The following is a 22,016-nucleotide window of genomic DNA, read 5'->3' on the forward strand; positions in this document are numbered from 1 at the left end:
GGAGGCCGGGGCTCAGCCCAGGACCGAGCGGTCGAAGCCGCCGATGATCGCGCCCAGCACGTCATCGGGGTCGGCCGCCCACACCGCCTCGTTGAAGATCTCGATCTCGATCGGGCCGGTGAAGCCGGCGGCGTCCACCGCGCGGGTGATCGCCGGAAGGTCGATCGCGCCGTCGCCGGGCAGGCCGCGGCCGAACAGCGGGTGCGGCTGCGGTACCAGCCAGTCGCAGACCTGGTACCCGATCACCCGCTCCCCCGCCCGTTCGATCGCCGCCATCAGGTTCGGGTCCCACCACACGTTGAAGGTGTCGATCGCGACCCCGACGTGCGCCGGGTCGAACCGTCCGGCGATGTCCAGCGCCTGGTCCAGCGTCACCACGACGGACCGGTCGGCGCACATCATCGGGTGCAGCGGCTCCACGGCCAGGCGCACCCCGGCCGCCGCGGCGTAGGGGGCGAGTTCGGCGATGCCCTCCACGACGGCCTCGCGGGAGGCCGGCAGGCCGAGGTCGCCGATCCCGCCGCAGACCAGGTACAGCACGTCGCTGCCGAGCGCGGCGGTGACATCGACCGCCCGCTCGTTCGCGGCGCGGTCCAGCCCGCCGCCGTCGGGGTTGGCCCCGGTGAAGAACCCCGCCCGGCAGACGCTGGAGACCCGTACGTCGTGCTCGCGCAGCAGCTTGGCCGCGCGCTCGACGCCGCACTCGGCGACGGGGCCGAGCCAGGCCCCGATCCAGCCGATCCCGTGCGCGGCCAGGCTCTTCACGGTCTCCTCGAAGGACAGGTCCTTCACGGTGATCTGGTTGATGCTGAGCCGTTCGACGCTCACCCCGCGCTCCTTCCGTCGATGCCCGAGGCGGCCAGCACGGGCAGCATGCGCCGGACCGCGAGGTCGGCGTCCCCGATCAGTCCCGCCTCGTCGGCGAGGCGGAACAGCCGCGCCAGGTGCCCGATCGAGCGGGCGCCCTGGTGGCCGCCCAGCATCGTGAAGTGGTCCTGCAGGCCGCGCAGGTAGGCCAGGAACACGATGCCGGTCTTGTAGTGGTACGTGGGCGCCTCGAAGATCGCGCGGGCCAGCGGGACGGTGGGTCCCATCACGGCGTCGTAGCCCTCGGTGTCGCCCGCGTCCAAGCGGTGCAGCCCCTCGGCGGCCAGCGGCGCGACGGCGGCGAAGACGCCGAGCAGCGCGTCGCTGGTGGCCTGGCCGTCGCCCTTGATCAGCTCGGGGTAGTTGAAGTCGTCGCCGGTGAACATCCGGACTCCGGCGGGGAACCTGCGGCGCAGGTCCCGTTCGCGCCCGGCGTCCAGCAGCGACATCTTCACGCCGTCGATCTTGGCGGCGTACCGGGTCACCAGCTCCAGCACCGTGCCGGTGGCCTCGTCGAGGTCGGCCGAGCCCCAGTAACCGGCGAGCGCCGGGTCGAACATGTCGCCCAGCCAGTGCAGGATCACCGGGCCGGAGACGGCCTCGATGACCGCCGAGTAGACCTCCAGGTAGTCCTCCGCCGAGCGGGCGGCCCGGCACAGCGCCCGGCTGGCCATCAGCACGACCTGCCCGCCCGCGTCCTCCACCCACTCGCACTGCCGCAGGTAGGACTCCTTGATCGCGGCGATGGTGACGAAGTCGGCGGCGGGCAGGTCGTCGGTGCCGGCCCCGCACACGATCGCCGCGCCCCGGGCGATCGCCTCCCGGCACGACCGCGTGATCAGCTCCCTGACCAGGGCGGGCGGCAGGCCCATGCCGCGCTGGGCGGTGTCCATGGCGTCGGCGACGCCGAGCCCGAGGTCCCACAGGTGGTGCCGGAAGGCCAGGGTGGCCTCCCAGTCCACGGCGGGGGCGAGCGCCGGATCGGCCGTGGCCAGCGGGTCGGCGACCACGTGGGCGGCGGCGTACGCCCGCCGGGTGCGGGCGGGCTCGCGCCGGACCGGCAGCGGGCCGGGCGCGCCGCGCAGGCGGTACTCCGCGAGCGCGCGCCCGGCCGGCAGCAGGATCGAGGTCACGCCGGGTCCGGCGTCAGCTCGGGGACGTCGATCCAGCGGCGTTCCTGGGAGGACAGCAGCGCCAGGTCGGCGAGCTGCACGCCCTTCGCGCCCTCGAACAGGTCCCAGGTGAAGGGGGCGTCCGCAACGACGTGCCGCAGGAACATCTCCCACTGGATGCGGAAGGCGTTGGCGAACTCCTGGTTGTCGGGCACCTCGCTCCACCCGGCGCGGAAGTCGAGCGGGTTGGGGATGTCGGGGTTCCAGACCGGCATGGGGGTGTTGACCCGTTCCTGGGTCTTGCAGTCGCGCAGCCCGGCGATGGCGCTGCCGTGCGTGCCGTCGAGCTGCCACTCGCCGATCTCGTCGCGGTAGGGGCGGGTCACCCACGAGGTGGTGAACTGCGCGACGACCCCGTTGGCCAGCTTGAACATCCCGTAGGCGGCGTCCTCGGCGGTCGCGCGGTACTCCCGGCCGCCCTCGTCCCACCGCCGCGGGATGTGGATCTCGGTGTGGCACAGCACCGAGGTGATCGGCGAGACCACGTTGTCGACCAGGTAGCGCCAGTGCGGGTACATGTCGAGGACCAGGCCGCCGCCGTCCTCGCTGCGGTAGTTCCAGGACGGGCGGTTGAGGCCCTGCCAGTCGCCCTCGAAGACCCAGTAGCCGAAGTTCATCCGGAAGCTCAGCAGGGTGCCGAAGAAGCCGGAGTCGATGAGGCGCTTGAGCTTCATCATGCCCGGCAGGAAGAGCTTGTCCTGCACGACGCCGTTCTTGACGCCCGCGGCCTTGGCCAGGTGGGCGAGTTCCAGGGCGTCCGCGAGCGAGGTCGCGGTGGGCTTCTCGCAGAAGATGTGCTTGCCCGCGGCGATGGCCTTGCTCACCGAGACGGCCCGTTCCTTGGTGGTCTGGGCGTCGAAGTAGATCTCGTCGGCGGGGTTGTCCAGCGCCTGGTCCAGGTCGGTGGTCCAGCGGTCGATCCGGTAGCGCCTGGCGAGGTTCTCCAGCTTGGCGGGGTTGCGCCCGACCAGGATCGGATCGACGACCAGCCGCCTGCCGTCGGCGAGGTCGAGGCCGCCCTGGTCGCGGATCGCCACGATCGAACGTTCCAGGTGCTGGCGGGTGCCCATGCGCCCGGTGACGCCGTTCATGATGATTCCGACTCGAACTTGGTCCATGTCCGGTCCTCCTAATTCTGTAAGCGCTTTCTATTGCTTGGCCAAGGGTCTGTCAAGAAGCGCACTCGCCCAGCAGCCCGCAGGCGGTGCCGCCGAGGATCGCCGCGCGGGCGGCGGGTGCCAGCCCAGGGGCGGCGACGACGGCCTGCACGGCGGCCGGATCGCCCGTCGGAAACGGGAAGTCGCTGCCCAGCAGCACCCGGCCGGGCCCGGCGAAACCGGCCAGGAAGGACAGCGAGCCGGGCGAGTGGGTGAGCGAGTCGTAGTAGAGCCGCCGCAGCGCGGCGCTGGGCGGACCTCCCCCGCCCGGCCGCGGCCGCGCGATGGCGTCGAACCGTCCTGCCTGGTAGGGCAGGAACCCGCCGCCGTGCACGACGCACAGCCGCAAGCCGGGGAAGCGGTCCAGGACGCCGGTGAGCGCCAGCGCCCCGGCCACCGCGGTGGTCTGCGAGGGGTTGTCCACGATGTCGCCGAGACCGGGCACGGCGAGCCCGGCGGGCGAGCCGGCCGCCCACGGGTGCAGCAGGACGAACGAGCCGGCCTCCGAGGCCGCCGCCCACAGGCGGTCCCACGCCGGATCGTGCAGTGGCTCCCCCGGCCCGCCCGCGGGCAGTTCGGCCCCGGCGACACCGGGAAGGCCCGCCGTGCGCAGCAGTTCGGCCGCCGCCGCGTCCGGGTCGCGGCGGTCCAGCAGCGCCAGGGCGCGCAACCGCCCGGGGTGGGCCGCCGCCAGCTCGGCCATGCCGTCGTTGAGCAGCCGCAGGAACGCCGTCGCCGCCTCGGGGGCGAGTTCGCCGGGGCTCAGTTCGATCCACGGCGCGATGACCTGGAGGTCCACGCCGCGCCGGTCCATCTCGGCCAGCCGGGCCGCGACGTCGGTGAGCGCTTGCGGCATGGGCGAGGTCCAGCGCGTACCGAAACGGAGCCTTCCGTCAGGGCCCGCCTCGGGCGACGGGCACGCCCGCAGGGCGTCGAGCAGGCCGGCCGGTACGGCGTGCGCGTGCACGTCCACGACGTGCCCGCACGAGCCGTCGGGCCCCGCTCTTGAGGTGTTCGTCATGCTGTGCGAGCATACCGATTACTGAAAGCGCTTTCAAAGGAGCGATATGACCGACGAAGACAGGGCGGGCTCGCTACGCGGCCGCGTCGTCGCGGTGACCGGCGGCGGCCGGGGCATCGGCCGGGCCGTCGCGCTCGCCGCCGCCGCCGAGGGCGCGGACGTCGCGCTGGCCTACCACGACAGCGAGGCGGGCGCGAAGGAGGTCGCCGACCTGGTACGCCGCGCCGGCACCCAGGCCGAGGCGTTCCGCTGCGACGTCACCGACCGGGACCAGGTCTTCGCCTTCGTCCGCGCCGCCGAGGAGCGGTTCGGCCGGATCGACGGCCTGGTCAACAACGCGGGCATCATGCCGTCCACGCCGTTCCTTGAGATGGCCGCCGCCGAGTGGGAGCAGGTCATCGCGACCGACCTGACCAGCGCCTTCCACACCTGCCAGGCGGTCCTGCCGGGCATGCTGGCCCGGGGCGGCGGCTCCATCGTCAGCATCGCCTCCCGGCTCGGCCTGGCCGGCTGGCCCGGCGTCGCCCACTACGCCAGCGCCAAGGCGGGCGTCATCGCCCTGGCCAAGTCGATCTCCCGCGAGTTCGGCCGGCGCGGCATCCGGGCCAACTGCGTGGCCCCGGGCGTCACCAACACCGACATGGGCCGCACGGTGATGTCCGGCGAGGTCGGCCGCCGCCGGATGGCCGAACTCCCGCTGGGCCGCTTCGGCGAGCCCGACGAGGTCGCGGCCTGCGTCGTCTTCCTCCTCTCCGACGCCTCCTCCCTGCTCCTCGGCCAGACGCTCAACCCCAACAGCGGAGGGCTGATGCCATGAGCCCGGTGATCGGTACCGTGGGCGAGGCCGTGGCGCTCGTCCGGGACGGCGCGGCCGTGTGGGTGGGCGGGTCCGGGGCGGGGCACGGGGTTCCGCAGGCGTTCATCGACGAGCTGGCGGCGCGGTTCGAGCAGGCCGGGCGGCCCCGCGACCTGACGACCGTGCGGGTGGTCGGGATCGGCGACTTCGCCGACACCGGGTTCTCCCAGCTCGCGCTGCCGGGGCTGGCCCGGCGGACGATCGGCAGCAACATCGGCAACGAACCGCGGCTCGGCGCGCTGGTCAGGCAGGGCGCCCTGGAGGCGTACTCGCTGCCGCAGGGCGTGCTGTCCGCGCTGTGCCGGGACATGGCCGCCGGACGTCCCGGCCACATCACGCACGTCGGGCTCGGCACGTACGTCGATCCGCGGCAGACCGGCGGGCGGCAGAACGAGCGCACCACCGAGGACATCGTGGAGGTGGTCGAGCTGGGCGGCCGGGAGTGGCTGTTCTACCACGCGCTGCCCATCGACGTGGCCGTCATCCGGGCCACCACCGCCGACGAGGACGGCAACCTGACGTTCGAGCACGAGCCGATCCTGGGCGACTCCCTCGCGCTGGCGATGGCGGCGCACAACGCGGGCGGCACGGTGATCGCCCAGGTGGAACGGCTGGCCGCGCGCCGTACACTGCGCCCGCGCGACGTGCGCATCCCCGGCGCGCTGGTCGACTTCGTCTACGCCGACCCCGTGCAGCGCCAGACGTACCTCACCGCCCACTCCCCCTACTACGCGGGCGAACTGCGCGCGCCCGCCGCGAGCCCCGCCGCCACCCCGCTGGACATCCGCAAGGTCATCGCCCGCCGCTCGTTCATGGAGTTCCGGCCCGGTGACATCTGCAACCTCGGGTTCGGCATCTCCCAGCAGATCGGGTCGATCGCCGCCGAGGAGGGCGTGGCCGACGCGCTGACGCTGACCGTCGAGCAGGGCATTTTCGGGGGCGTGCCCGCGTTCGGCGGGGACGGCGGCGCGGGCCGGGACTACCAGGCCAGGCTGGAGCAGCCGTCGATGTTCGACTTCTACGACGGCGGCGGGCTGGACATCGCCAGCCTGTCGTTCGCCCAGGTGGACCGGTTCGGCAACGTCAACGTGCACGCCTTCGACGAACGTCCGCGCGGCCCCGGCGGCTTCATCAACATCAGCACCCGCACCAAGCGGCTGTGCTTCGTGGGCGCGTTCACCGCGGGCGGCCTGCGGGTGTCCTTCGAGGACGGCTCGCTGCGCATCCTCCAGGAGGGACGCGAGCGGAAGTTCGTGGACGCGGTCACCGAGATCAGCTTCAACGGCGAACTCGCCCCCGGCAAGGGGCAGTCGGTGCGGTACATCACCGAACGCGCCGTGTTCGAGCTGATGCCCGAGGGCCTGCGGCTGATCGAGGTGGCCCCCGGCATCGACGTCGAACGCGACGTCCTCGCCCACATGGACATCAAACCCGCGGTCAGCGACACGCTCACGATGATGGACTTCCGGCTGTTCGCGCCCGGCCCCATGGGGCTGGCCGCCGCCTTCGCCGCCACGGGGAGGCCGGCATGACCGAACTCGTGCGCCTGGTCCCCGGCGTCTGCGCCGAGATCATCCTCGACAACCCGCCGATGAACGTGGTGACCACCGAGCTGACCGTCCGGCTGAACGAGGTGCTGAAGACCGTCGCCGCCGACGACGACACCCGCGCGGTGATCGTCCACGGCGCGGGCGGCAGGGCGTTCTGCGCCGGTTCGGACATCGCGGAGTTCGAGTCGCTGCACGGCCGCGCCGCCGAGGGCAAGGTGCTGCTGGAGAAGCTGGTCTACCGCAGGCTCGCCGGCCTGGCCGTGCCCACGGTGGCGGCGATCGAGGGGCACGCCCTCGGCGGCGGCCTGGAACTGGCGCTGTGCTGCGACTTCCGCGTCGCCACCCGCCGTTCCAAGCTGGGCATGCCGGAGCTGAAGCTGGGCGTGACGCCCGGCAGCGGCGGCACCCAGCGGCTGCCCCGCATCGTCGGCCCGGCCCGCGCCAAGGAGCTGATCCTGCTCGGTGAGCCGATCGACGCCGAGACCGCGCTGTCGGCCGGGCTGCTCACCCGGGTCGTGGAGCCGGGCGAGGCGCTGGACGCCGCCCGCGCCTTGGCCGCCACGCTCGCCGAACGCGGCCCGGTGGCCATGCGGATCGCCAAACGGCTGATCGACGCGGCCACCGAGACCCCGCTGGACGAGGGGCTGGCCCTGGAGACCGACGGCTCGGAGGCCGTGTTCGCGACCGACGACGTACTGGAAGGCGCACGGGCCTTCCTCGAAAAGCGCGCCCCTCGCTTCACCGGGCGCTGAACGACACCCCAGGAGTGGACACATGCGGACAGTCGCCCTTTTCGGCACCCCCTTGCGGCGGCGGCACTCGGTGGTCATGCACAACGCGGCGTTCGCCGCCGCCGGGCTCGACGCCCGCTACGAGCTGCGCGAGGTCGATGCGGCCGGGCTGGCCGCGCAGGTCGGGCAGGCCCGGCTGGAGGGGTGGATGGGCTTTCAGATCACCGCCCCGCACAAACGGCTGGTGATGGACCTGCTGGACGAGATCGAACCGGACGCCCGCCGGATCGGCGCGGTCAACAGCGTCGCCGCCGGGCCGGACGGGCATCTGGTCGGCTTCAACACCGACGTCCTGGGGTTCATGGCGGGCCTGCGCGCGTGCCATGGCGATGACCTGGCGGGCCGCTCGGTCGTGGTGGCCGGTTCCGGCGGCGTGGGCCACGCGGCGGTGTACGGCCTGGCGGCGGCGGGCGTCGGCCGGCTCACGGTCGTGGACCTGGAGGTCGCGATGCCGCGCGGGCTGGCCGAGGAGTTCGCCGGATTCGCCGAGATCGAGCCGATGGCGTTCGCCGACCCGCAGGTCGCGCGGCGGCTGGCCGAGGCGGACATCTTCGTCAACGCGACCTCGGTCGGCATGCTGTCGCCCGGTCCGGTCGTGGACGTCGCCCTGATCAACCCTGCGGCCACGGTGTTCGACGTCGTCTACATCCCCGCGGAGACCGAGCTGGTGCGGCAGGCCAGGGCGCGCGGCATGCGCGCGGCCAACGGCGACCGGATGCTCGTCGCCCAGGCGGCGACGGCCTGGACGCGCTGGACCGGCCTGCCCGACCCCACGGACGTGATGAGCGCGGCCGTCGCGCCACTGCTCGCCAGCGCCGACCTCGCCCCCTGACACAGCCCGAAAGGGAGGGGTGACGGTCGTCGCCCCTCCCTTTCGTGTGCGTCACATGTCCACGGGGAGCCGCATCAGGCGCATGACGTTGTGGTGGTAGATCCGCTCGCGTTCGGCGTCGGTGACGTCCAGCTCGTTCAGGACGCGGATCGTCTCGCGGATGTACATCGGGCCGCCCTCGGGGTCGAAGGGGCAGTCCGAGGCGAACAGCACGCGTTCGGCGCCGAAGAAGTCCAGGCCGCAGCGGGTGCCGATGGCCGAGCCCGACAGTGCGGTGTCGGCGTAGAAGCGGCGGAAATACTCCAGCGGGCGCTCGGGCAGGTCCCGCCGCAGCTGGGCGTACTCCTCCCCGGCGGTCCGGCTGCCGAGCTGGTCGCTCCAGCCGAGCCCGATCCGGCCCTCCAGGTAAGGGATCATCGCGCCCATGTGGTGCGTGATGATCTTGATATCCGGGTGCCGCTGGAACAGGCCGGAGAAGACCATCCGGGCCATGGCCACGCTGGTCTCGTACGGCCAGCCCAGCGCCCACCAGATCTCGTACTTGGAGGAGTCCTCGGTCGCGTAGTCGGCGAAGCCCGCGCCGCGCGCCGGGTGCATCCAGATCGGCAGGTCCCGCCTGGCCATCTCGTCGAAGACGGACTGGAACGCCGGGTCGTCCAGGGGCCTGCCGCCCACGTTGGTGAACACCTGCACGCCGCGCGCGCCGAGCCCGTCGATGGCGAAGGTCAGCTCGGCCATCGCCGCGTCCGGATTGCTCATCGGCAGCGCGGCCACGAACGCCGGGAACCGGTCGGGGTACTTCTCGCAGAGTTCGAGCATCGACTCGTTGGCCAGCCGGGCCAGCGCCACGGCCTCGTCCGGACCGGCCAGCAGCTCGATCGGCGGCGAGGACAGCGTGAGCACCTGCTGGTAGTCATCGCCGAACTCCTCCATCATGCGCAGCCGCACCTCCACGTCGTGCAGCGCGGGCAGCTCCAGCCAGCGCCGCAGCGCCGCCCGGCCGCCCGACAGCTCGCGCATCCGCGCGAAGTAGGGGGCGGGCAGGATGTGGCTGTAGGCATCGACCTTCATCAGTGTCCTCTCGAAGTCTGGGGAACCCAGCCGGTGATCTTGCGGTCCACGGCCTGGACCAGGGCGACCGCGCCGAGGGCGATGGCGATGATGACCAGCAGGACGGCCAGCACTCCCGCGCCGTCGAACCGGCCGCCCGCCTGGGTGACGATGCGGCCGAGGCCGACGACCGCGATGAACATCTCGCCGTTGATCATGCCGGTGACCGCGCGGCCCACGCCGAGCCGGACGCCGGCCATGATCATGGGGGCCGCGGCCGGGAGCATGACGCGCAGCAGGATCTGCGTCTCGCTCGCACCGTAGGAACGAGCCATCTCGACCAGATGCCCGGGGACCGACTGGATCGCCGAGGCGGTATTGATGATCATGACGAACATCGCGTACATGACGACCACGGCGACGATCGAGCCCCGGCCCTCGCCCAGCAGGGAGAAGAAGATCGGCGCGAAGACCAGCGACGGGGCGGTCAGCAGCGCGTAGACGTACACGCCGAGGGCGGCCTCGACCTTGCGGAAGCGGCCCATCGCCACGCCCACGAGCAGGCCGCCCGCCAGCGAGACGGCGAAGCCCAGCACCAGGTTGAGCAGGCTGTCGGCGAGGCTGGCGAAGATCTCCCCGCTGGCCGCCATGCCGGCCAGGCGGCCGATGACGGTGCTCAGCGGCGGGAAGAACGACGCGCCAGCCAGGTGCCCGATCAGCTCCCAGGCGATGGCGCCGGCCAGCAGGCTGATCGGGCCCGCGGGGACGCGCCGCCACGACAGGCCGCCGCGGGCCCGTGCCGGGGCGCTCATCGGCCCGCCTTCGCGGGGCGGTGCTCCTCGTGCATGTCGCGCAGCCGGTCCCACAGGTAGGCGGTGATCTCGACGTACTTGCCGGAACGCTCCAGCGCGCCGACGTCGCTGGACCGCGGCCGGGGCAGCGGCACCGGGACGATCTCGGAGATCCGCCCGGGACGGGCGCTCATCAGCACGACGCGGTCGCCGAGCAGCACCGCCTCCTCCATGCTGTGGGTGATGAACACGACGGTCAGCCGGTGTTCCTCCCAGATCGACAGCAGTTCCTCCTGGAGCAGCCGACGGGTCTGCTCGTCCACCGCCCCGAACGGCTCGTCCATCAGCAGCACGCTCGGCTGCACGGCCAGCGCGCGGGCGATGCCCACCCGCTGCTGCATGCCGCCGGACAGCTCGCCGGGCCGCTTGGTCTCGAACCCGGCCAGCCCGACCGTCTCGATCAGCGCGCGGGCGCGCTCGATCCGCTCGGTCTTGCCGACCCCGCGCATCTGCAGGCCGAAGGCGACGTTGTCCAGGACGGTGGCCCACGGCAGCAGCGCGAAGTTCTGGAAGACCATGCTGCGCTCGGGGCCCGGCCCGCGCACCGGCGAGCCGTCGATGAAGATGTCGCCCTCGTTCCAGGGGATCAGCCCGGCGATGGCCTTCAGCAGTGTGGTCTTGCCGCAGCCGCTCGGCCCGAGCACCGTCAGGAACTCGTTGTCGGCGACCCTGAGGTCCACGTCCTGGAGCGCTTGCACGACGCCGCCGTCCTGGCCGATGTAGCTCTTTCCCAACCCACGAACTTCGATCACCGGGGGCTCCTTGCGGTAGTGGTCTTGGACCAGCGGGTCAGCCGGTGCTCGCCCCACCGGGCGAGGGAGATGAGCAGCAGTGCCTCGGCCAGAATGATCACGATGGTCCCGTACAGCATCGGCGCCCGGAACAGGCCGCGGTACTCCAGGATCAGCCCGCCCAGCGCGGCGGAGACCATCAGGAGCTCGACGAGGACCATGCCGGTGACCGCGCGGCCGACGCCCAGCCGGATGCCCGTCATGATCGCGGGCAGTGCGCCGGGGAGCAGGATCCGCGTCCAGATCTGCCGCTCGGTGGCGCCGAACGAGCGGGCCATCTCGATCAGCGACGGGTCCACCTGGCGGACGCCCGTGCGGCTGTTGACCACCACCATCACGATGGAGAAGACCGCGACCAGGATGACCCGTGAGGCCAGTCCGAATCCGACCGACATCATCAGCAGCGGGATGATCGCCGCCATCGGGGTGACCAGCAGGATGTTGAGGTAGACGTCGGCGAACCGCTCCAGCGCCCGGAACCGGCCGAGCACGATCCCCAGCGGCACCCCGATGACGACCGCGATGGCGAAGCCGATCACCAGTGCCTGGTTGCTGACGTACATCGCCTGCCACAGCTCGGCGGTGCCGAGCAGCTCGATGGTCGCGCCGACGGTCTCGGTGAAGGTGGGCAGCAGCAGCCCGCCCCACATGGTGGCGTAGACCTCCCAGGCCACGGCGAAGACGGCGAAGGTCAGCAACTGGTAGGGCAGGCTCGCGCCGAGCAGGCGGCGCAGCGGGCCGGGGCGGCGGGCCTCGATGGGGCCGGTACGCGATGCGGCGACCCGGCGGGAGGTGGTGGCGGTCGTCATTTCGCCGCCTGGATGAAGGAGAGGTCGGCCGCGTCCTCGGCCTTCATGCCGGGCTTGATCACGCCCGCCCTGGCGAAGAAGTCGATGGTGCCCTGGACGTTGGCCTCGGTCAGCGCGCTCGCGTTGAAGAGCCCGGACGAGACGTACCGCTCGGCGATCTTCGCCATGTCGGCGGGCTTCTCCTCCGGCAGGTATTTGGTCACCAGGTCCACCAGGTACTTGGCGTCGGAGTTGATCGAGGCGTGCCGGCGCACCAGCGCGGTCACGAACTCCTGGGCCACGGCCCGGTGCTCGGTCAGGAACTCGGTGTTGGCGTACACGGTCTGCGGGTGCAGGTCGGGCAGGCTCTTGCCGAAGTCGACCACCTGGGAGAACGTCGACTTGCCCGACGACTCCAGGGCGACGACGTCGGAGACCTCCAGCGGGGTCGCGTCGATCTCACCCGCGAGCAGCGCCTGCGCCCGCACGTCCGAACCGCCGATGGTCAGGTACTCCGGCTGCCGGCCCGCCTTGCACTGGGCGCGCACCCAGTCCTTGGCCATGGCGGTCGCCACCGCGCCCTCGCTGAAGATCCCGAACGGCCGTCCGCCCAGGTCGTCACAGGAGGAGATGCCGGGCTTGCCGTAGACGGCCCACTGGTTGCCGATCACGTCGGCGATGATCTTGATGGGGGCGTCCTGTTCGATGGCGATCAGGGCGGGGCTGGTGGCCTCCGCCGAGATCGCGTAGTCGCCTCTGGCCAGCCCCTCCATGGCCAGCTCCGGTTCGGCCAGTTCGACGATCTCGACCTTGTGGCCCGCCCGGCGGAGGTCGTCCACCGCCGCCAGGATGGGCACCGTGGTGATGTCCGGTTCGATGACCGCCACCGTGAACGATCGCGTGCCGTCCGGGTTGGTGGTGGCGACACCTCCGCCGCAGGCCGTCACGGCGGTCAGGGCCGCGACGGCGATGAGCCGTTTCAGATGAGTCCCGACGTGCATGGTCCCCTCTTTCCGCAACGCGATGGCCCTCCTTGGTCGCCCGGGCCATCGGCCCGAGCCTTGAGAAGTAAGGTCATCGACTAGGCAAACGTATGCCTTGCGGACATGGTAGTGAGCCGCGCCACAAAACCGTCAAGAGGATTCTGCAGGTTGTATGCACATAGGTCGGGCGCTCGGTTTGCCAATTCGAGCCGTGGCCTGCCATCATTAGGCAAACGTTGTCCTAGGGAGGGTGGCGATGACGTCTCTGGCCGACGTGGCCCGGGCGGCCGGCGTTGCCGTGTCCACCGCGTCACGGGTCCTGAACGGCTCCACCCACCCCATCTCGGCCGCCACCCGCGCCCGGGTCATCGAGGCCGCCACCCGGCTCGGCTACTCCCCGAGCGCGCTCGCCCGGGCGCTGGTCTCGCGCACCAGCCGCCTGGTGGGCGTCCTGGTCAGCGACATCGTCAACCCCTACTTCTCGGTCATCGCCCGCGGCGCCGATGACGTGGCGAGCCGCGCCGGATACGTGACCATGCTGTCCAACGTCGACCGGCGCACCACCACCGAGATCAACCGGCTGCGGACCATGCGCGACTACCGCGCCGCGGGCGTGATCTTCGCGGGCAGCGGCCATGTGGACGACCCCCAGGCCGACGACCTGGCCAAGGCCGTGCGCGAGGCCCGCGAGCAGGGCATCCACAGCGTGTCGCTGACCGCCCGCGACCTCGGCTGCCAGGTCATCACCGCCGACAGCCAGGCCGCCGCCTACGAGATCACCGAGTACCTGATCTCGCTCGGGCACCGCAGGATCGCGTTCATCGAGGGACCGCCCGGCATGATCGCCAACCGCGAGCGCACGGACGGCTTCCTGGCCTGCATGAGCGACGCCGACCTCGCCGCCGAGGCGCAGTGCCTGCCCGGCGGCTTCGACTACGAGGCCGGGCACGCGGCGGCGATGCGGCTGATCGCCCGCCCGCCGCTGCCGCACGCCGTGCTGGCCGCCAACGACGAGGCCGCCGTGGGCGCGCTCGCCGCGCTGCGGCAGGCGGGCATCGACGTGCCGGGCGAGGTGTCCGTGGCGGGCATCGACGACCTGCGGGTGGCCCGGTTCGTCGGGCTCACCACGGTGAGCCTGCCGCTCTATGAGATGGGCGCGATGGCGGCCCGGCACATCGTCGACAACCCGCCCTGCGCCGGGGGCGACACCACCACGACCGTGCTGAGCCACCGGCTCATCGCCAGGGAGACCACCGCACCGCGACCCGGCTGATGCGGCCCCTACCATACGCGCATGACCACCCACGGATTCACGCTGACCGCCGAGGGCCCGTTCGACTTCGGCGCCTCGCTGCGCTTCGTCGAGGACTGGCCGGCCACCGGCGCGCTGCCCACGGACGGCGGCGCGCTGCGCTTCGCCTACTGCGCCGAATCCGACTGGCTGCCCATCGGCGTGCGGATGACGGCCGCGCCCGGCGGGGCCGCGGTCGCCACCACGCGGGCCGCCGGGCCGCGGATCCGCGCGGAGGTGGCCCGCATCTTCTCCCTCGACGTGGACGGCAGTGGGTTCGCCGCCGTGGGCGAGGCCGACCCGGTGGTCGGCGACCTGCAGCGGCGCGGCCCCGGCCTGCGGCCGGTGTGCTTTTGGAGCCCGTGGGAGGCGGCCTGCTGGGCGGTGATCGTGCAGCGTTCGTCCATGCACATCGCCGCCAAGATCAAGGCGCGCATCGCCGAGCGGTACGGCGCGCGGGTCACCATCGACGGCGAGGAGCACGCGGCCTTCCCGCCTCCGGTGAGCCTGCTTGCGGCCGGGGGGCTCGGCCTGCCCGCCCAGAAGGAGGAGTGGCTGCGCGGCCTGGCCCGCGCGGCGCTGGACGGGCCGCTCACCACCGAGTACCTGCGTTCGCTGAGCCCCCAGGACGCCCTGGCCGAGCTGCGCGCCCTGCCGGGCGTCGGGCCGTTCTCGGCCGGGCTGATCCTGATCCGCGGCGCGGGCGTGCCCGACGCGTTCCCCGGCGACGAGCCGCGGCTGTTCGCGCTGCTGCGCGAGGCGTACGGCCTGGCGGAGGACGCGCCGGCCGCCGTGTACCGGAAGGTGGCCGACGCCTGGCGGCCCTACCGCTCGTGGGCGTCTTTCCTGTTCCGGGCCGACGCCTACGGCATCCTGGACGACCCGCCCGCGTAGCCGGGCACGTCGGGGCCGGGCAGACTGCGCACGATCGTCTCGGCGGTGTACCGCAGCCAGGCCCCGTCCACGCCGTCCGGGCGGGCCAGGGCGTCGAACAGCACGCCGTCGATCTGCGCCACGAACATCCGGGCCGCCGGGCCGGGGTCCGGTACGCCCGCCGCGCGCAGGCCGTCCTCGGCCTTGCGCAGGAACCGCGCCCCGGCCACGTCCAGCTCGCCCCACAGCAGTGAACGGCGCGACGCGTCCAGGTACAGCTCCATCCGCGCCTGGGTCCGCGTCCTGGCCGGTCCGAGCCAGTACCCCAACAGCCCGGCCAGGGCGTCGGCCACCTCCTCCGGGCTGCGCCACGCGCCCTGCGGCAGCCGGTCCAGCGACGCCTCGTCCTGCTCCAGCATGCGCGCCAGCACCCCGCCGAGCAGCGCCAGCCGGGTGCGATAGCAACTGCTGGCGCTCCCCGGCGGCAGCCCGGCCCGCGCGTCCACCGCGCGATGGGTCAGGCCGCGCATCCCCTCTTCGGCGATCACCTCGATGGCGGCGTCGGCCGCCCGCTCCCGCCGTGTGCTCATCGCCCCGTCACCTCGCGCACATCGCCTCGCATAAGGTGCACGACCCGGGCCGAACGGTGGCCTGTGTCATACGTCCAGTTTTAGCAGCTCTCCGCTACATCTGTAGTAATTCGCTACGGATGTAGTAAGTCGTGCCCTGACCTCCGGCGCGGCGCTCAGCGCGGCGGGGCGGTGAGCAGCGAACGCGTCCGGGCCGGGACCCAGTCCGGGATCGAGGCGATGATGTCGGCGAGCGAGACGCCGGCCAGGCTCCGCCGCCACGCCTCGTGCGCATCGGCCATCTTGGCGGCGATCACGCAGGTGTCCCGGCACTGCTCGGGGGGCAGCGCGCCGCGCCCCTGCCGGCGGATCTCGCGGCATTCGTACGGGGCCGCCGCCCCGTCGACCGCCTCCACGATCTGCAGCAGCGTGACCTCCGAGGCCGCCCTGGCCAGCCGGAACCCGCCCCTCGGCCCGGTGGTCGCGGCCAGCACGCCCGCCTTGACCAGCGACTGAAGCTGCTTGGCGAGGTAGGGAGCGGGCAGATCGTAGTAGTCGGCGAGCTGCGCCGCCGAAGCGGTGGCCCCGGGCTCCAGCTGCGCCAGGGACGCGGCGCAGTGCAACAACCATTCGGTGCTAACGGGCAGCTTCACGCGTCCCAGTCTAACGCAGATATTGAGGATCTATTAAGTCCGAGATAGGGTCGAGGCGCATTCGAGCAGAAGGAGAGATCATCATGCGTATCGCAGTCGCCGGCGCCACCGGCAACATCGGCTCCCTGACCACCGCCGTGCTGCGGCGGGACGGGCACGAGGTCGTGGCCATCAGCCGTTCGCAGGGCGTGGACCTGCAGACCGGCGACGGGCTCGACGACGCCCTGACCGGCGTGGACGCGGTCGTCGACGCCATCAGCTCCCCGCCGGTCAGCGCCGAGGAGACGGTGGCGTTCTTCGGCGCCACCACCGCCGGCCTGCTGGCCGCCGAGCAGCGGGCCGGGGTCCGGCACCACGTACTGCTCTCGATCATCGGCATCGACAAGGTCGAGGGCAACGCGCACTACTACGGCAAGCGCGAGCAGGAGCGGCTGGTGGCCGAAGGGCCGGTGCCGTGGACGATCGTGCCGGTCGCGCAGTTCCACGACTTCCCCGCGATGGTGGCGGGCTGGTTCGAGCAGGACGGCGTGGCCACCGTCCCGCCGCTGCTCATGCAGCCGATCGCCCCCGCCGACGTGGCCGAGGTGCTGGCCGAGATCGCCACCGGCGAGCCGCAGGGCCGCTACGCCGACGTCGCCGGGCCCGACCCGCAGGACCTAGTGGACATGGCCCGGCGCACCCACCAGGCCCGCGGCCGTGAGGTGAAGCTCGTACCGACGTGGTCGGGGCCGTTCGGTGCGTCGATGGCGGGCGAGGTGCTGCTGCCCGGCGAGCGCGTGCGGATCGCGCCGACCACCTTCGAGCAGTGGCTCGCCGGGCAGCGTCCCTCAGCGTAGGAGCAGGGCGAGCTGGAACAGCAGGATGAGCGCCGACATGCCCGCCAGGGCCAGCCAGCGCGGATCCCGCCACCCCGGCCGGGCCTGCTCAGGCGGCGGCGGTGGCCGGTCGTCGAAGCGCACCAGCATGCGAAGCGCCAGATAGCCCGCGTAGGTGTTCAGTGGGCGGCGCAGCTCGGGGGCGCGGTCGAGCATCCACTGGCGGAACTCGATCAGGATCACGCGTTCCTGCTCCCGCGTGACGGCATCGCGCATCGCCAGCTCGAAGTCGGCCACCATGTCGCGCACGGCCGCGGTCGCGGGCGGCGACGGAGCGGCCGCAGGCTCCGGCGGCGTGTACGGCTCGGGTACGGGCTCGGGCTCCGGCGGCTCCGGAGGGTCGGCGTACTCCGGTTGCGCCGCCGTCCCGGCGAGCGCCGGGACGGGGATCGCCAGCGCCGCCCGCAGCAGGGTGAGCCGTTCGTCCCAGGGCATGCCCTCGGCCAGGCCCGCCCGCCTGGTCAGCCCCTCAAGGGTGCCCGCCCCGTACGCCGCCACCAGGCGCGCGGCCAGCTCGCCGTCGGCGTCGTCGGGGACCTGGTCGCGCAGGTCCACGCGTAACCGGCGGGGCGCGCGCGAGGACAGGCCCGGCCACCCCCGCAGGAAGACGATCTCCGCGCCCTGCTTGAGGTCTTCGCTCTCGTGGGTGGAGAAGGTCTCCGGGGCCACTCCCAGCGCACTGTGCAGGATGTCGGCCAGCCCCCACATCTGCGCCACCGGATCTGCCTGGGACACGACGGCGAGCCGCACCCCCGGGTCGCGCAGCGCGGCGGAGACGATCGGCGTGAGCGCGCCGGCCTCTTCGCGGGCACGCTGTTCCAGCGCCTCGCCGTACTCGCCGAAGCGGCCCACCAGCTCGGCCAGGTCGATCGCCTCCTGCTCCGGCGGCGGCTCGTGCACCCACAGCGGCGCCAGCGCCAGCGCCTCCCGCACGGTGGGCCAGGGCATGCGCGCGGCGTCGCCGCCCAGGTAGGCGACGACCCGCAGGCCGCGCCTGCTGTCGGCGCCGGCCGCGCGGTACCGGGCCAGCACCACCACCCGCCCGTCGACCACCAGCCGGCACACGCTCACGCCGGGCCTGCTGCCCGGATCCAGCCAGGGCCCCAACTCGTGATCCCAGCCGCGCGTCTCGGCGAACGACGCGCGCACCGGGCCCACCCGCCCCCGGTGTTCGTCCCATTCGTACTGGATCCAGTCCACAGGGGTCCAGGTGCTCATCAGCGTCCCACCTCCGGATGGCCGCGCAGCACGCCGGTCATCGCGAACAGCGAGACCAGGGGTTGGAGGACGCGCCGCGGCCGGACGCCCCTGGGGAACCGCCCCTCGGTCGCCGCGCCGCCGGTCGCCGAGACGAAGTGCAGCGTGCACCGGCGGCACTTGTCGTAGGGCGACAGCCACGCCTGCGCGCCCCTGCGCCACAGGAAGGCGTACGCGTCGCGGCTCTCGGCGAGCACGGCCTGCGGGTCCAGGCCCTCGACCTCGCCGTACAGCCAGGTGTCCACCGGCGACTGGAAGCGCACGGCGTCGCTCTTGGTGACGACGACCGCCGCCGGGACGTCGAGCCGCCCGCCGGTCTTGGGCAGCCGGTCGAGCACCGCGCGGAAGGACTCGTCCCCCATCCGGCCCTGCCCGGCCTCGGCGTCCACCACGAACAGCAGCGCGCCGACCGCGGGGACGAACCTGGTCGCCTCGTGCGCGATGCCGCGCAGCAGCTCCCCGGCGATGTCGAAGAAGGCGACGGCGGTGGTGTGCTCCCCGTCGTTGATCAGCAGCGCGTCGGACAGCTCGGCGCTCTCGTTCTCGGGGGTGCGCGGGAGCGCCTGGTGCCCGGCCAGCAGCGGGCGTACGTAGGACTCGACGTACTCGGCGTGCCGCTCGATGTCCACGGCGTCGGCGGTCAGCCCGTACGGGCGCAGCCCGCCCTGCTCGATCGCCCCGATCATGGCCGCCAGCAGATGGGACTTGCCCGTCTCCGGGCCGCCGACCAGCCCGATCACCAGCGGCCTGCCGTGCCGCACGTAGGAGTGGGGCAGATGGTGTTCCAGGCTGGGATCCTCCACCGGCGCGGGGCAGCGTACGTGCGCGGCGCGCAGCAGGTCGGTACGCCGAGCCGCGGAGGTCTCGCGCAGATCGAGCGGCCGGTACGTGCCCGAGGGCGTCCGTTCGAAGAGCTCGTCCTCCTGCCAGGAGAACTCGTGCAGGCAGATCGGACAAAGGATCATCAGCTCACCACCACCCAGATCGACAGGGCCACGATCAACACGATCACCGCGAGCAGCGGCCACCAGCGTTCCCACCAGCGCACCGGCCGCGCCCGCCGCCTGCGCGGCGAGGCGGGCGGCGCCGACGCCGGCGGTGGCTGGGGGGACGGCCGGGCGGCGGGCTCGGGCGCGGGCTCGCCGGCCGTCTTGAGCCTGCGGGCCCGGTCGAACGCGGCGCGCGCCTCCGTGAGCCCCCGGTCGGGCTCGACCGGCGCGCCTTGGAGCGGGTCCGGCACCCGCAGCCTGGTCAGCACCTCCACCGCGCTCGGCGGATCGGCGGTGAAGACGTCCTGGATCGGCTGCAGCGCGGGCACCGGCCCGAGGTCGGGCCGGTCGGCGACCTCCCGCCCGGTGACCGTCAGGTAGACCACCATGGCCGCGCTCCACAGGTCGTCGGCGGTGGCGACCCGGCCATGGCCCTCGCGCTGGGCGGGCGCCGCGTAGGGGGCCTCGCCGAGGCGGACCCGCCGATCGCCCACCAGCGCGGCCTGGCCGAGCCCGGTGAGCTGCACGGCGGTGCCGTTCCAGCGCACGGTGCCGGGCTCGATCCGCCGGTGCACGATGCCGCAGGCCGACAGGATGCGCACCGCGCGGAACAGCCCGGCCGCGAACTCCCGCTGCTCGGCGAGCAGCAGCCGCCCGGAGTGAGCGCTGACCGGCTCGCCCCGGTGGTCGGACCACAGCACGATCGGCTCGGCGATGTCCAGGTTGTAGCCGATCAGCCGGGGCAGCTCGGCCGGGTAGCCGCGGCGCAGCAGGGACAGCAGCCGCGCGCCCATCCGGGCCTCGTTCTCCAGCAGGTCGTACAGGTGGTCGTGGCCCTCGTTGCGCGGCACCCGGCGCTCGATGATCCGCGTGCCGTCCACGACGGTGGTGATCCGCCGCTCGAACGGATCGGTGTACGGCTCGGCCTCGACCTCCCAGGTCACCTCGTGACCTTCGGGACTGAAGAAGCGCAACGGCTCAGACCCCATCGTCCACCGCCCCCGGTCGCAGCGGCACCAGGCGCAGGGTGCCCGCGTACTGTCCCGATTCGGTCCAGACCACCCCCGGCGGCGCGTTGCCGCCGCGCACCGCCCTGGGCGCGAACCGCACGGCATGGGCCTGGTGCAGCAGCAACGCGAGATCCCGGTCGCCGCACAGTTGCAGCATGGGCCCGCCGGCGGGGGCCCGCAGCGCCCGATCGACCTGCTGGGACTGCCGCCACACCGCGTCGATGAGGTCCTGGCGGCCGGTGTCGCCGGTGGCGAAGTCGGGGCGCTCCTGCACGCCCCGGTGCGCCAGGTGGTGACGGTACTGCCGCAGCGTCTCGTCCACACGACCGGCGAGGCCGTCGCCCACCTCCCGGTAGACGCCCTGCTCCAGCGAGAGCCACGCGGGTTCGAGCCAGCGGGCGACCGCGTCGAGCAGGTCTCCGGTGATGATCTCGCGCAGCCGTCCGGCGCGGTCGCGCAGCCGTACCACGACCTCCTCCGCGAGCACGGGGGCCGCGCCCAGGTGGCCGGTCTCCTGCGCGTTCCAGTGCGCCAGCGTGCCCGCCACCCGCTCGGCCAGCTCGTCCAGCGCGCCCGCCAGGGTGCGCGCGGAGTCGGAGGCGTGCGCCCGCGCCCGGCCGAGCCGCCATTCGCTGACCGCCACCGCGCCCAGCTTGGCGCGCAGGCCCTCAAGCGCGGTACGGGCCGGGCCGAGCGCGAGGGCCGCGCGCCAGCGCAGCAGCGAGCGCCGCCAGAGGATCCATCGCGCAAGGGGGCGTTCGGGGAACGACTCGGGCTCGTGCAAGACGTCGAGCAGCACGTCGGGGCAGATCTGGCCGGGGTCGAGGACGAACGCGGCGCTGCCGATGGGCGCGCTCTGGTCGGCCAGCGCGAGCAGCCGCGCGATCAGCCTGCCCGGACTCCTGCGCTCGGCGAGCGCCGTCTCCACCTCGGCGCGCAACTCGGCGACGATCTCATGGTCGTTCATGCCCGGCGGGACGGTGTAGGTGATCCCGTGTTCGGCGAGCTTGTCGGCGGTGTCCTCTTCGGCGGGGTCGATCTCCTGGAACAGGCGTACGACGGCGTCGCGGAACTCCGCCAGCGCCCGCCCGGCCGCCGTCACCTCCGCAAGGACGGCGGCGCGGTCCGGGGCGGTGCTGAAGTAGCGCAGCGCGTCCAGCGACCGGTCCGCCTCGTCGATCCGGGCGGCGGCCCGCCGGTAGAGGGTGTCCATCCGGCCGCCGGGGACCAGCGCGTCGCCCGGCGCGGCCGGGAGTTCGGCCGCGCCGGTCAGCACCGGCAGCGCGACGGCCGCCGACGGTCCGGAACCGATCGGACCGGCCTGGTGGGGGGCCGCGAAGACCTCGGCCACCTCGCGGAACACCTGGGCGAGCGTCGCGGGATCGACGCGCCCTGCCACGATGCGCCACCCGGGCGAGGCGGTGCCGAACGGGATCTCGCGCAGCACCCCGGCCACCGCGTCGAACAGCTCCGGCTGGGTGAGCAGCTCCAGCAGCACCGGCTCGGCGCTGGCGTCCGGGCCGCTCGCGGCCTCGCCGGTCTCGGCCCCCCAGACGATGCCGCAGGGATCGCCCACCCACAGCACGCGGCGGGTCTCGCCGTACAGCGCCGGGGGCAGGCGCAGGTCGGGTCCCATCGCGACCACCAGGACCGAACGGACCATCCGGGACCCCAGCACCTGCTGGAGCTCCGGCTGCGCGGTGGCCAGCCGATCGGTGTCGGCGACCACGAGCATCCGCGCGGCCAGCCGGTCGGGTGCGCCCTTGCGCAGGTCGAGAACTTCGACCATG

General features: G+C 72.9%; 22 protein-coding genes. 7 read left to right on the top strand and 15 right to left on the bottom strand.

The features are described from left to right. Positions 1-12: 12 nt before the first annotated feature. The 4 genes from DP939_RS24280 to DP939_RS24295 are packed head-to-tail and all read right to left on the bottom strand — an operon-like array spanning position 13 to position 4,217. Positions 13-828, bottom strand: coding sequence for a sugar phosphate isomerase/epimerase family protein (locus tag DP939_RS24280; RefSeq protein ID WP_113983060.1), 816 nt, complete (start codon positions 826-828; stop codon positions 13-15). After that, positions 825-2,000, bottom strand: coding sequence for a dihydrodipicolinate synthase family protein (locus tag DP939_RS24285; RefSeq protein ID WP_113983061.1), 1,176 nt, complete (start codon positions 1,998-2,000; stop codon positions 825-827). Before DP939_RS24285 ends, DP939_RS24280 begins: the two co-directional genes overlap by 4 nt. After that, positions 1,997-3,157, bottom strand: a complete 1,161-nt coding sequence (locus tag DP939_RS24290) for a Gfo/Idh/MocA family protein (RefSeq protein WP_113983062.1) — start codon at positions 3,155-3,157, stop codon at positions 1,997-1,999. The genes DP939_RS24285 and DP939_RS24290 overlap by 4 nt, the downstream gene beginning before the upstream one ends. A gap of 52 nt (positions 3,158-3,209) precedes the next feature. Continuing rightward, the gene (locus DP939_RS24295; RefSeq protein ID WP_113983063.1) at positions 3,210-4,217 is read right to left on the bottom strand and encodes an amidohydrolase family protein; all 1,008 of its coding nucleotides are present in this window, start codon (positions 4,215-4,217) and stop codon (positions 3,210-3,212) included. 46 nt (positions 4,218-4,263) lie between these two features. Between DP939_RS24295 and DP939_RS24300 the strand changes: the two genes are divergently transcribed. From DP939_RS24300 to DP939_RS24315, 4 genes are read left to right on the top strand one after another with little or no spacing between them, the layout of a single operon-like run. Beyond that, positions 4,264-5,034 (top strand): SDR family NAD(P)-dependent oxidoreductase, encoded by a 771-nt coding sequence (locus DP939_RS24300; RefSeq protein WP_113983064.1) that lies wholly within the window; start codon positions 4,264-4,266, stop codon positions 5,032-5,034. A 5-nt stretch (positions 5,035-5,039) separates the two neighbouring features. Continuing rightward, on the top strand, positions 5,040-6,605 hold the full coding sequence (locus DP939_RS24305; RefSeq protein WP_199565383.1) for an acyl CoA:acetate/3-ketoacid CoA transferase: 1,566 nt from the start codon (positions 5,040-5,042) through the stop codon (positions 6,603-6,605). Then, entirely contained in the window at positions 6,602-7,375 is a 774-nt protein-coding gene (locus DP939_RS24310; RefSeq protein WP_113983066.1) for an enoyl-CoA hydratase/isomerase family protein, read from the top strand. Before DP939_RS24305 ends, DP939_RS24310 begins: the two co-directional genes overlap by 4 nt. A gap of 22 nt (positions 7,376-7,397) precedes the next feature. Continuing rightward, positions 7,398-8,246, top strand: a complete 849-nt coding sequence (locus DP939_RS24315; protein ID WP_113983067.1) for a shikimate dehydrogenase family protein — start codon at positions 7,398-7,400, stop codon at positions 8,244-8,246. Between the two features lie 51 nt (positions 8,247-8,297). On the opposite strand, the gene DP939_RS24320 is transcribed toward DP939_RS24315, so the two are convergent. From DP939_RS24320 to DP939_RS24340, 5 genes are read right to left on the bottom strand one after another with little or no spacing between them, the layout of a single operon-like run. After that, positions 8,298-9,317 carry an amidohydrolase family protein gene (locus tag DP939_RS24320; protein ID WP_199565384.1) on the bottom strand — a complete coding sequence of 340 codons (1,020 nt, stop codon included), beginning with the start codon at positions 9,315-9,317 and terminating at the stop codon, positions 8,298-8,300. Beyond that, positions 9,317-10,108, bottom strand: coding sequence for an ABC transporter permease (locus DP939_RS24325; RefSeq protein ID WP_113983068.1), 792 nt, complete (start codon positions 10,106-10,108; stop codon positions 9,317-9,319). Before DP939_RS24325 ends, DP939_RS24320 begins: the two co-directional genes overlap by 1 nt. Then, complete coding sequence (locus DP939_RS24330) at positions 10,105-10,899, bottom strand: ABC transporter ATP-binding protein (RefSeq protein ID WP_113983069.1); 795 nt, start codon at positions 10,897-10,899, stop codon at positions 10,105-10,107. Before DP939_RS24330 ends, DP939_RS24325 begins: the two co-directional genes overlap by 4 nt. Then, positions 10,896-11,747, bottom strand: coding sequence for an ABC transporter permease (locus tag DP939_RS24335; protein WP_113983070.1), 852 nt, complete (start codon positions 11,745-11,747; stop codon positions 10,896-10,898). Before DP939_RS24335 ends, DP939_RS24330 begins: the two co-directional genes overlap by 4 nt. Then, positions 11,744-12,727, bottom strand: coding sequence for an ABC transporter substrate-binding protein (locus tag DP939_RS24340; RefSeq protein WP_113983071.1), 984 nt, complete (start codon positions 12,725-12,727; stop codon positions 11,744-11,746). The genes DP939_RS24335 and DP939_RS24340 overlap by 4 nt, the downstream gene beginning before the upstream one ends. Before the next feature lie 238 nt (positions 12,728-12,965). Here DP939_RS24340 and DP939_RS24345 point away from each other — a divergent pair, with 238 nt between their 5' ends. After that, complete coding sequence (locus tag DP939_RS24345) at positions 12,966-13,982, top strand: LacI family DNA-binding transcriptional regulator (protein WP_113983072.1); 1,017 nt, start codon at positions 12,966-12,968, stop codon at positions 13,980-13,982. A 21-nt stretch (positions 13,983-14,003) separates the two neighbouring features. After that, a complete protein-coding gene (locus DP939_RS24350; protein WP_113983073.1) occupies positions 14,004-14,894 on the top strand; it encodes a DNA-3-methyladenine glycosylase family protein in 891 nt (296 codons plus the stop codon). On the opposite strand, the gene DP939_RS24355 is transcribed toward DP939_RS24350, so the two are convergent. Both DP939_RS24355 and DP939_RS24360 read right to left on the bottom strand, forming a co-directional pair. Beyond that, a complete protein-coding gene (locus tag DP939_RS24355) occupies positions 14,864-15,463 on the bottom strand; it encodes a TetR/AcrR family transcriptional regulator (protein WP_113983074.1) in 600 nt (199 codons plus the stop codon). The genes DP939_RS24350 and DP939_RS24355 overlap by 31 nt on opposite strands. A gap of 155 nt (positions 15,464-15,618) precedes the next feature. Further along, positions 15,619-16,095 (bottom strand): RrF2 family transcriptional regulator, encoded by a 477-nt coding sequence (locus DP939_RS24360; protein WP_113983075.1) that lies wholly within the window; start codon positions 16,093-16,095, stop codon positions 15,619-15,621. Positions 16,096-16,178: 83 nt separating this feature from the next. Here DP939_RS24360 and DP939_RS24365 point away from each other — a divergent pair, with 83 nt between their 5' ends. Continuing rightward, positions 16,179-16,931, top strand: a complete 753-nt coding sequence (locus DP939_RS24365; RefSeq protein ID WP_113983076.1) for an SDR family oxidoreductase — start codon at positions 16,179-16,181, stop codon at positions 16,929-16,931. Here the strand turns inward: DP939_RS24365 and DP939_RS24370 are convergent. The 4 genes from DP939_RS24370 to DP939_RS24385 are packed head-to-tail and all read right to left on the bottom strand — an operon-like array spanning position 16,923 to position 22,015. Continuing rightward, positions 16,923-18,188 (bottom strand): hypothetical protein, encoded by a 1,266-nt coding sequence (locus DP939_RS24370; protein WP_113983077.1) that lies wholly within the window; start codon positions 18,186-18,188, stop codon positions 16,923-16,925. The two genes, DP939_RS24365 and DP939_RS24370, sit on opposite strands and share 9 nt — an antisense overlap. Next, complete coding sequence (locus DP939_RS24375; RefSeq protein ID WP_113983078.1) at positions 18,188-19,192, bottom strand: TRAFAC clade GTPase domain-containing protein; 1,005 nt, start codon at positions 19,190-19,192, stop codon at positions 18,188-18,190. Before DP939_RS24375 ends, DP939_RS24370 begins: the two co-directional genes overlap by 1 nt. Beyond that, the gene (locus tag DP939_RS24380) at positions 19,192-20,160 is read right to left on the bottom strand and encodes a protein kinase family protein (protein WP_113983079.1); all 969 of its coding nucleotides are present in this window, start codon (positions 20,158-20,160) and stop codon (positions 19,192-19,194) included. The genes DP939_RS24375 and DP939_RS24380 overlap by 1 nt, the downstream gene beginning before the upstream one ends. 34 nt (positions 20,161-20,194) lie before the next feature. Then, a complete protein-coding gene (locus DP939_RS24385; protein WP_113983080.1) occupies positions 20,195-22,015 on the bottom strand; it encodes a hypothetical protein in 1,821 nt (606 codons plus the stop codon). Position 22,016: the final 1 nt, after the last annotated feature.

Source organism: Spongiactinospora rosea (assembly GCF_003315795.1).
GTDB lineage: Bacteria > Actinomycetota > Actinomycetes > Streptosporangiales > Streptosporangiaceae > Spongiactinospora > Spongiactinospora rosea.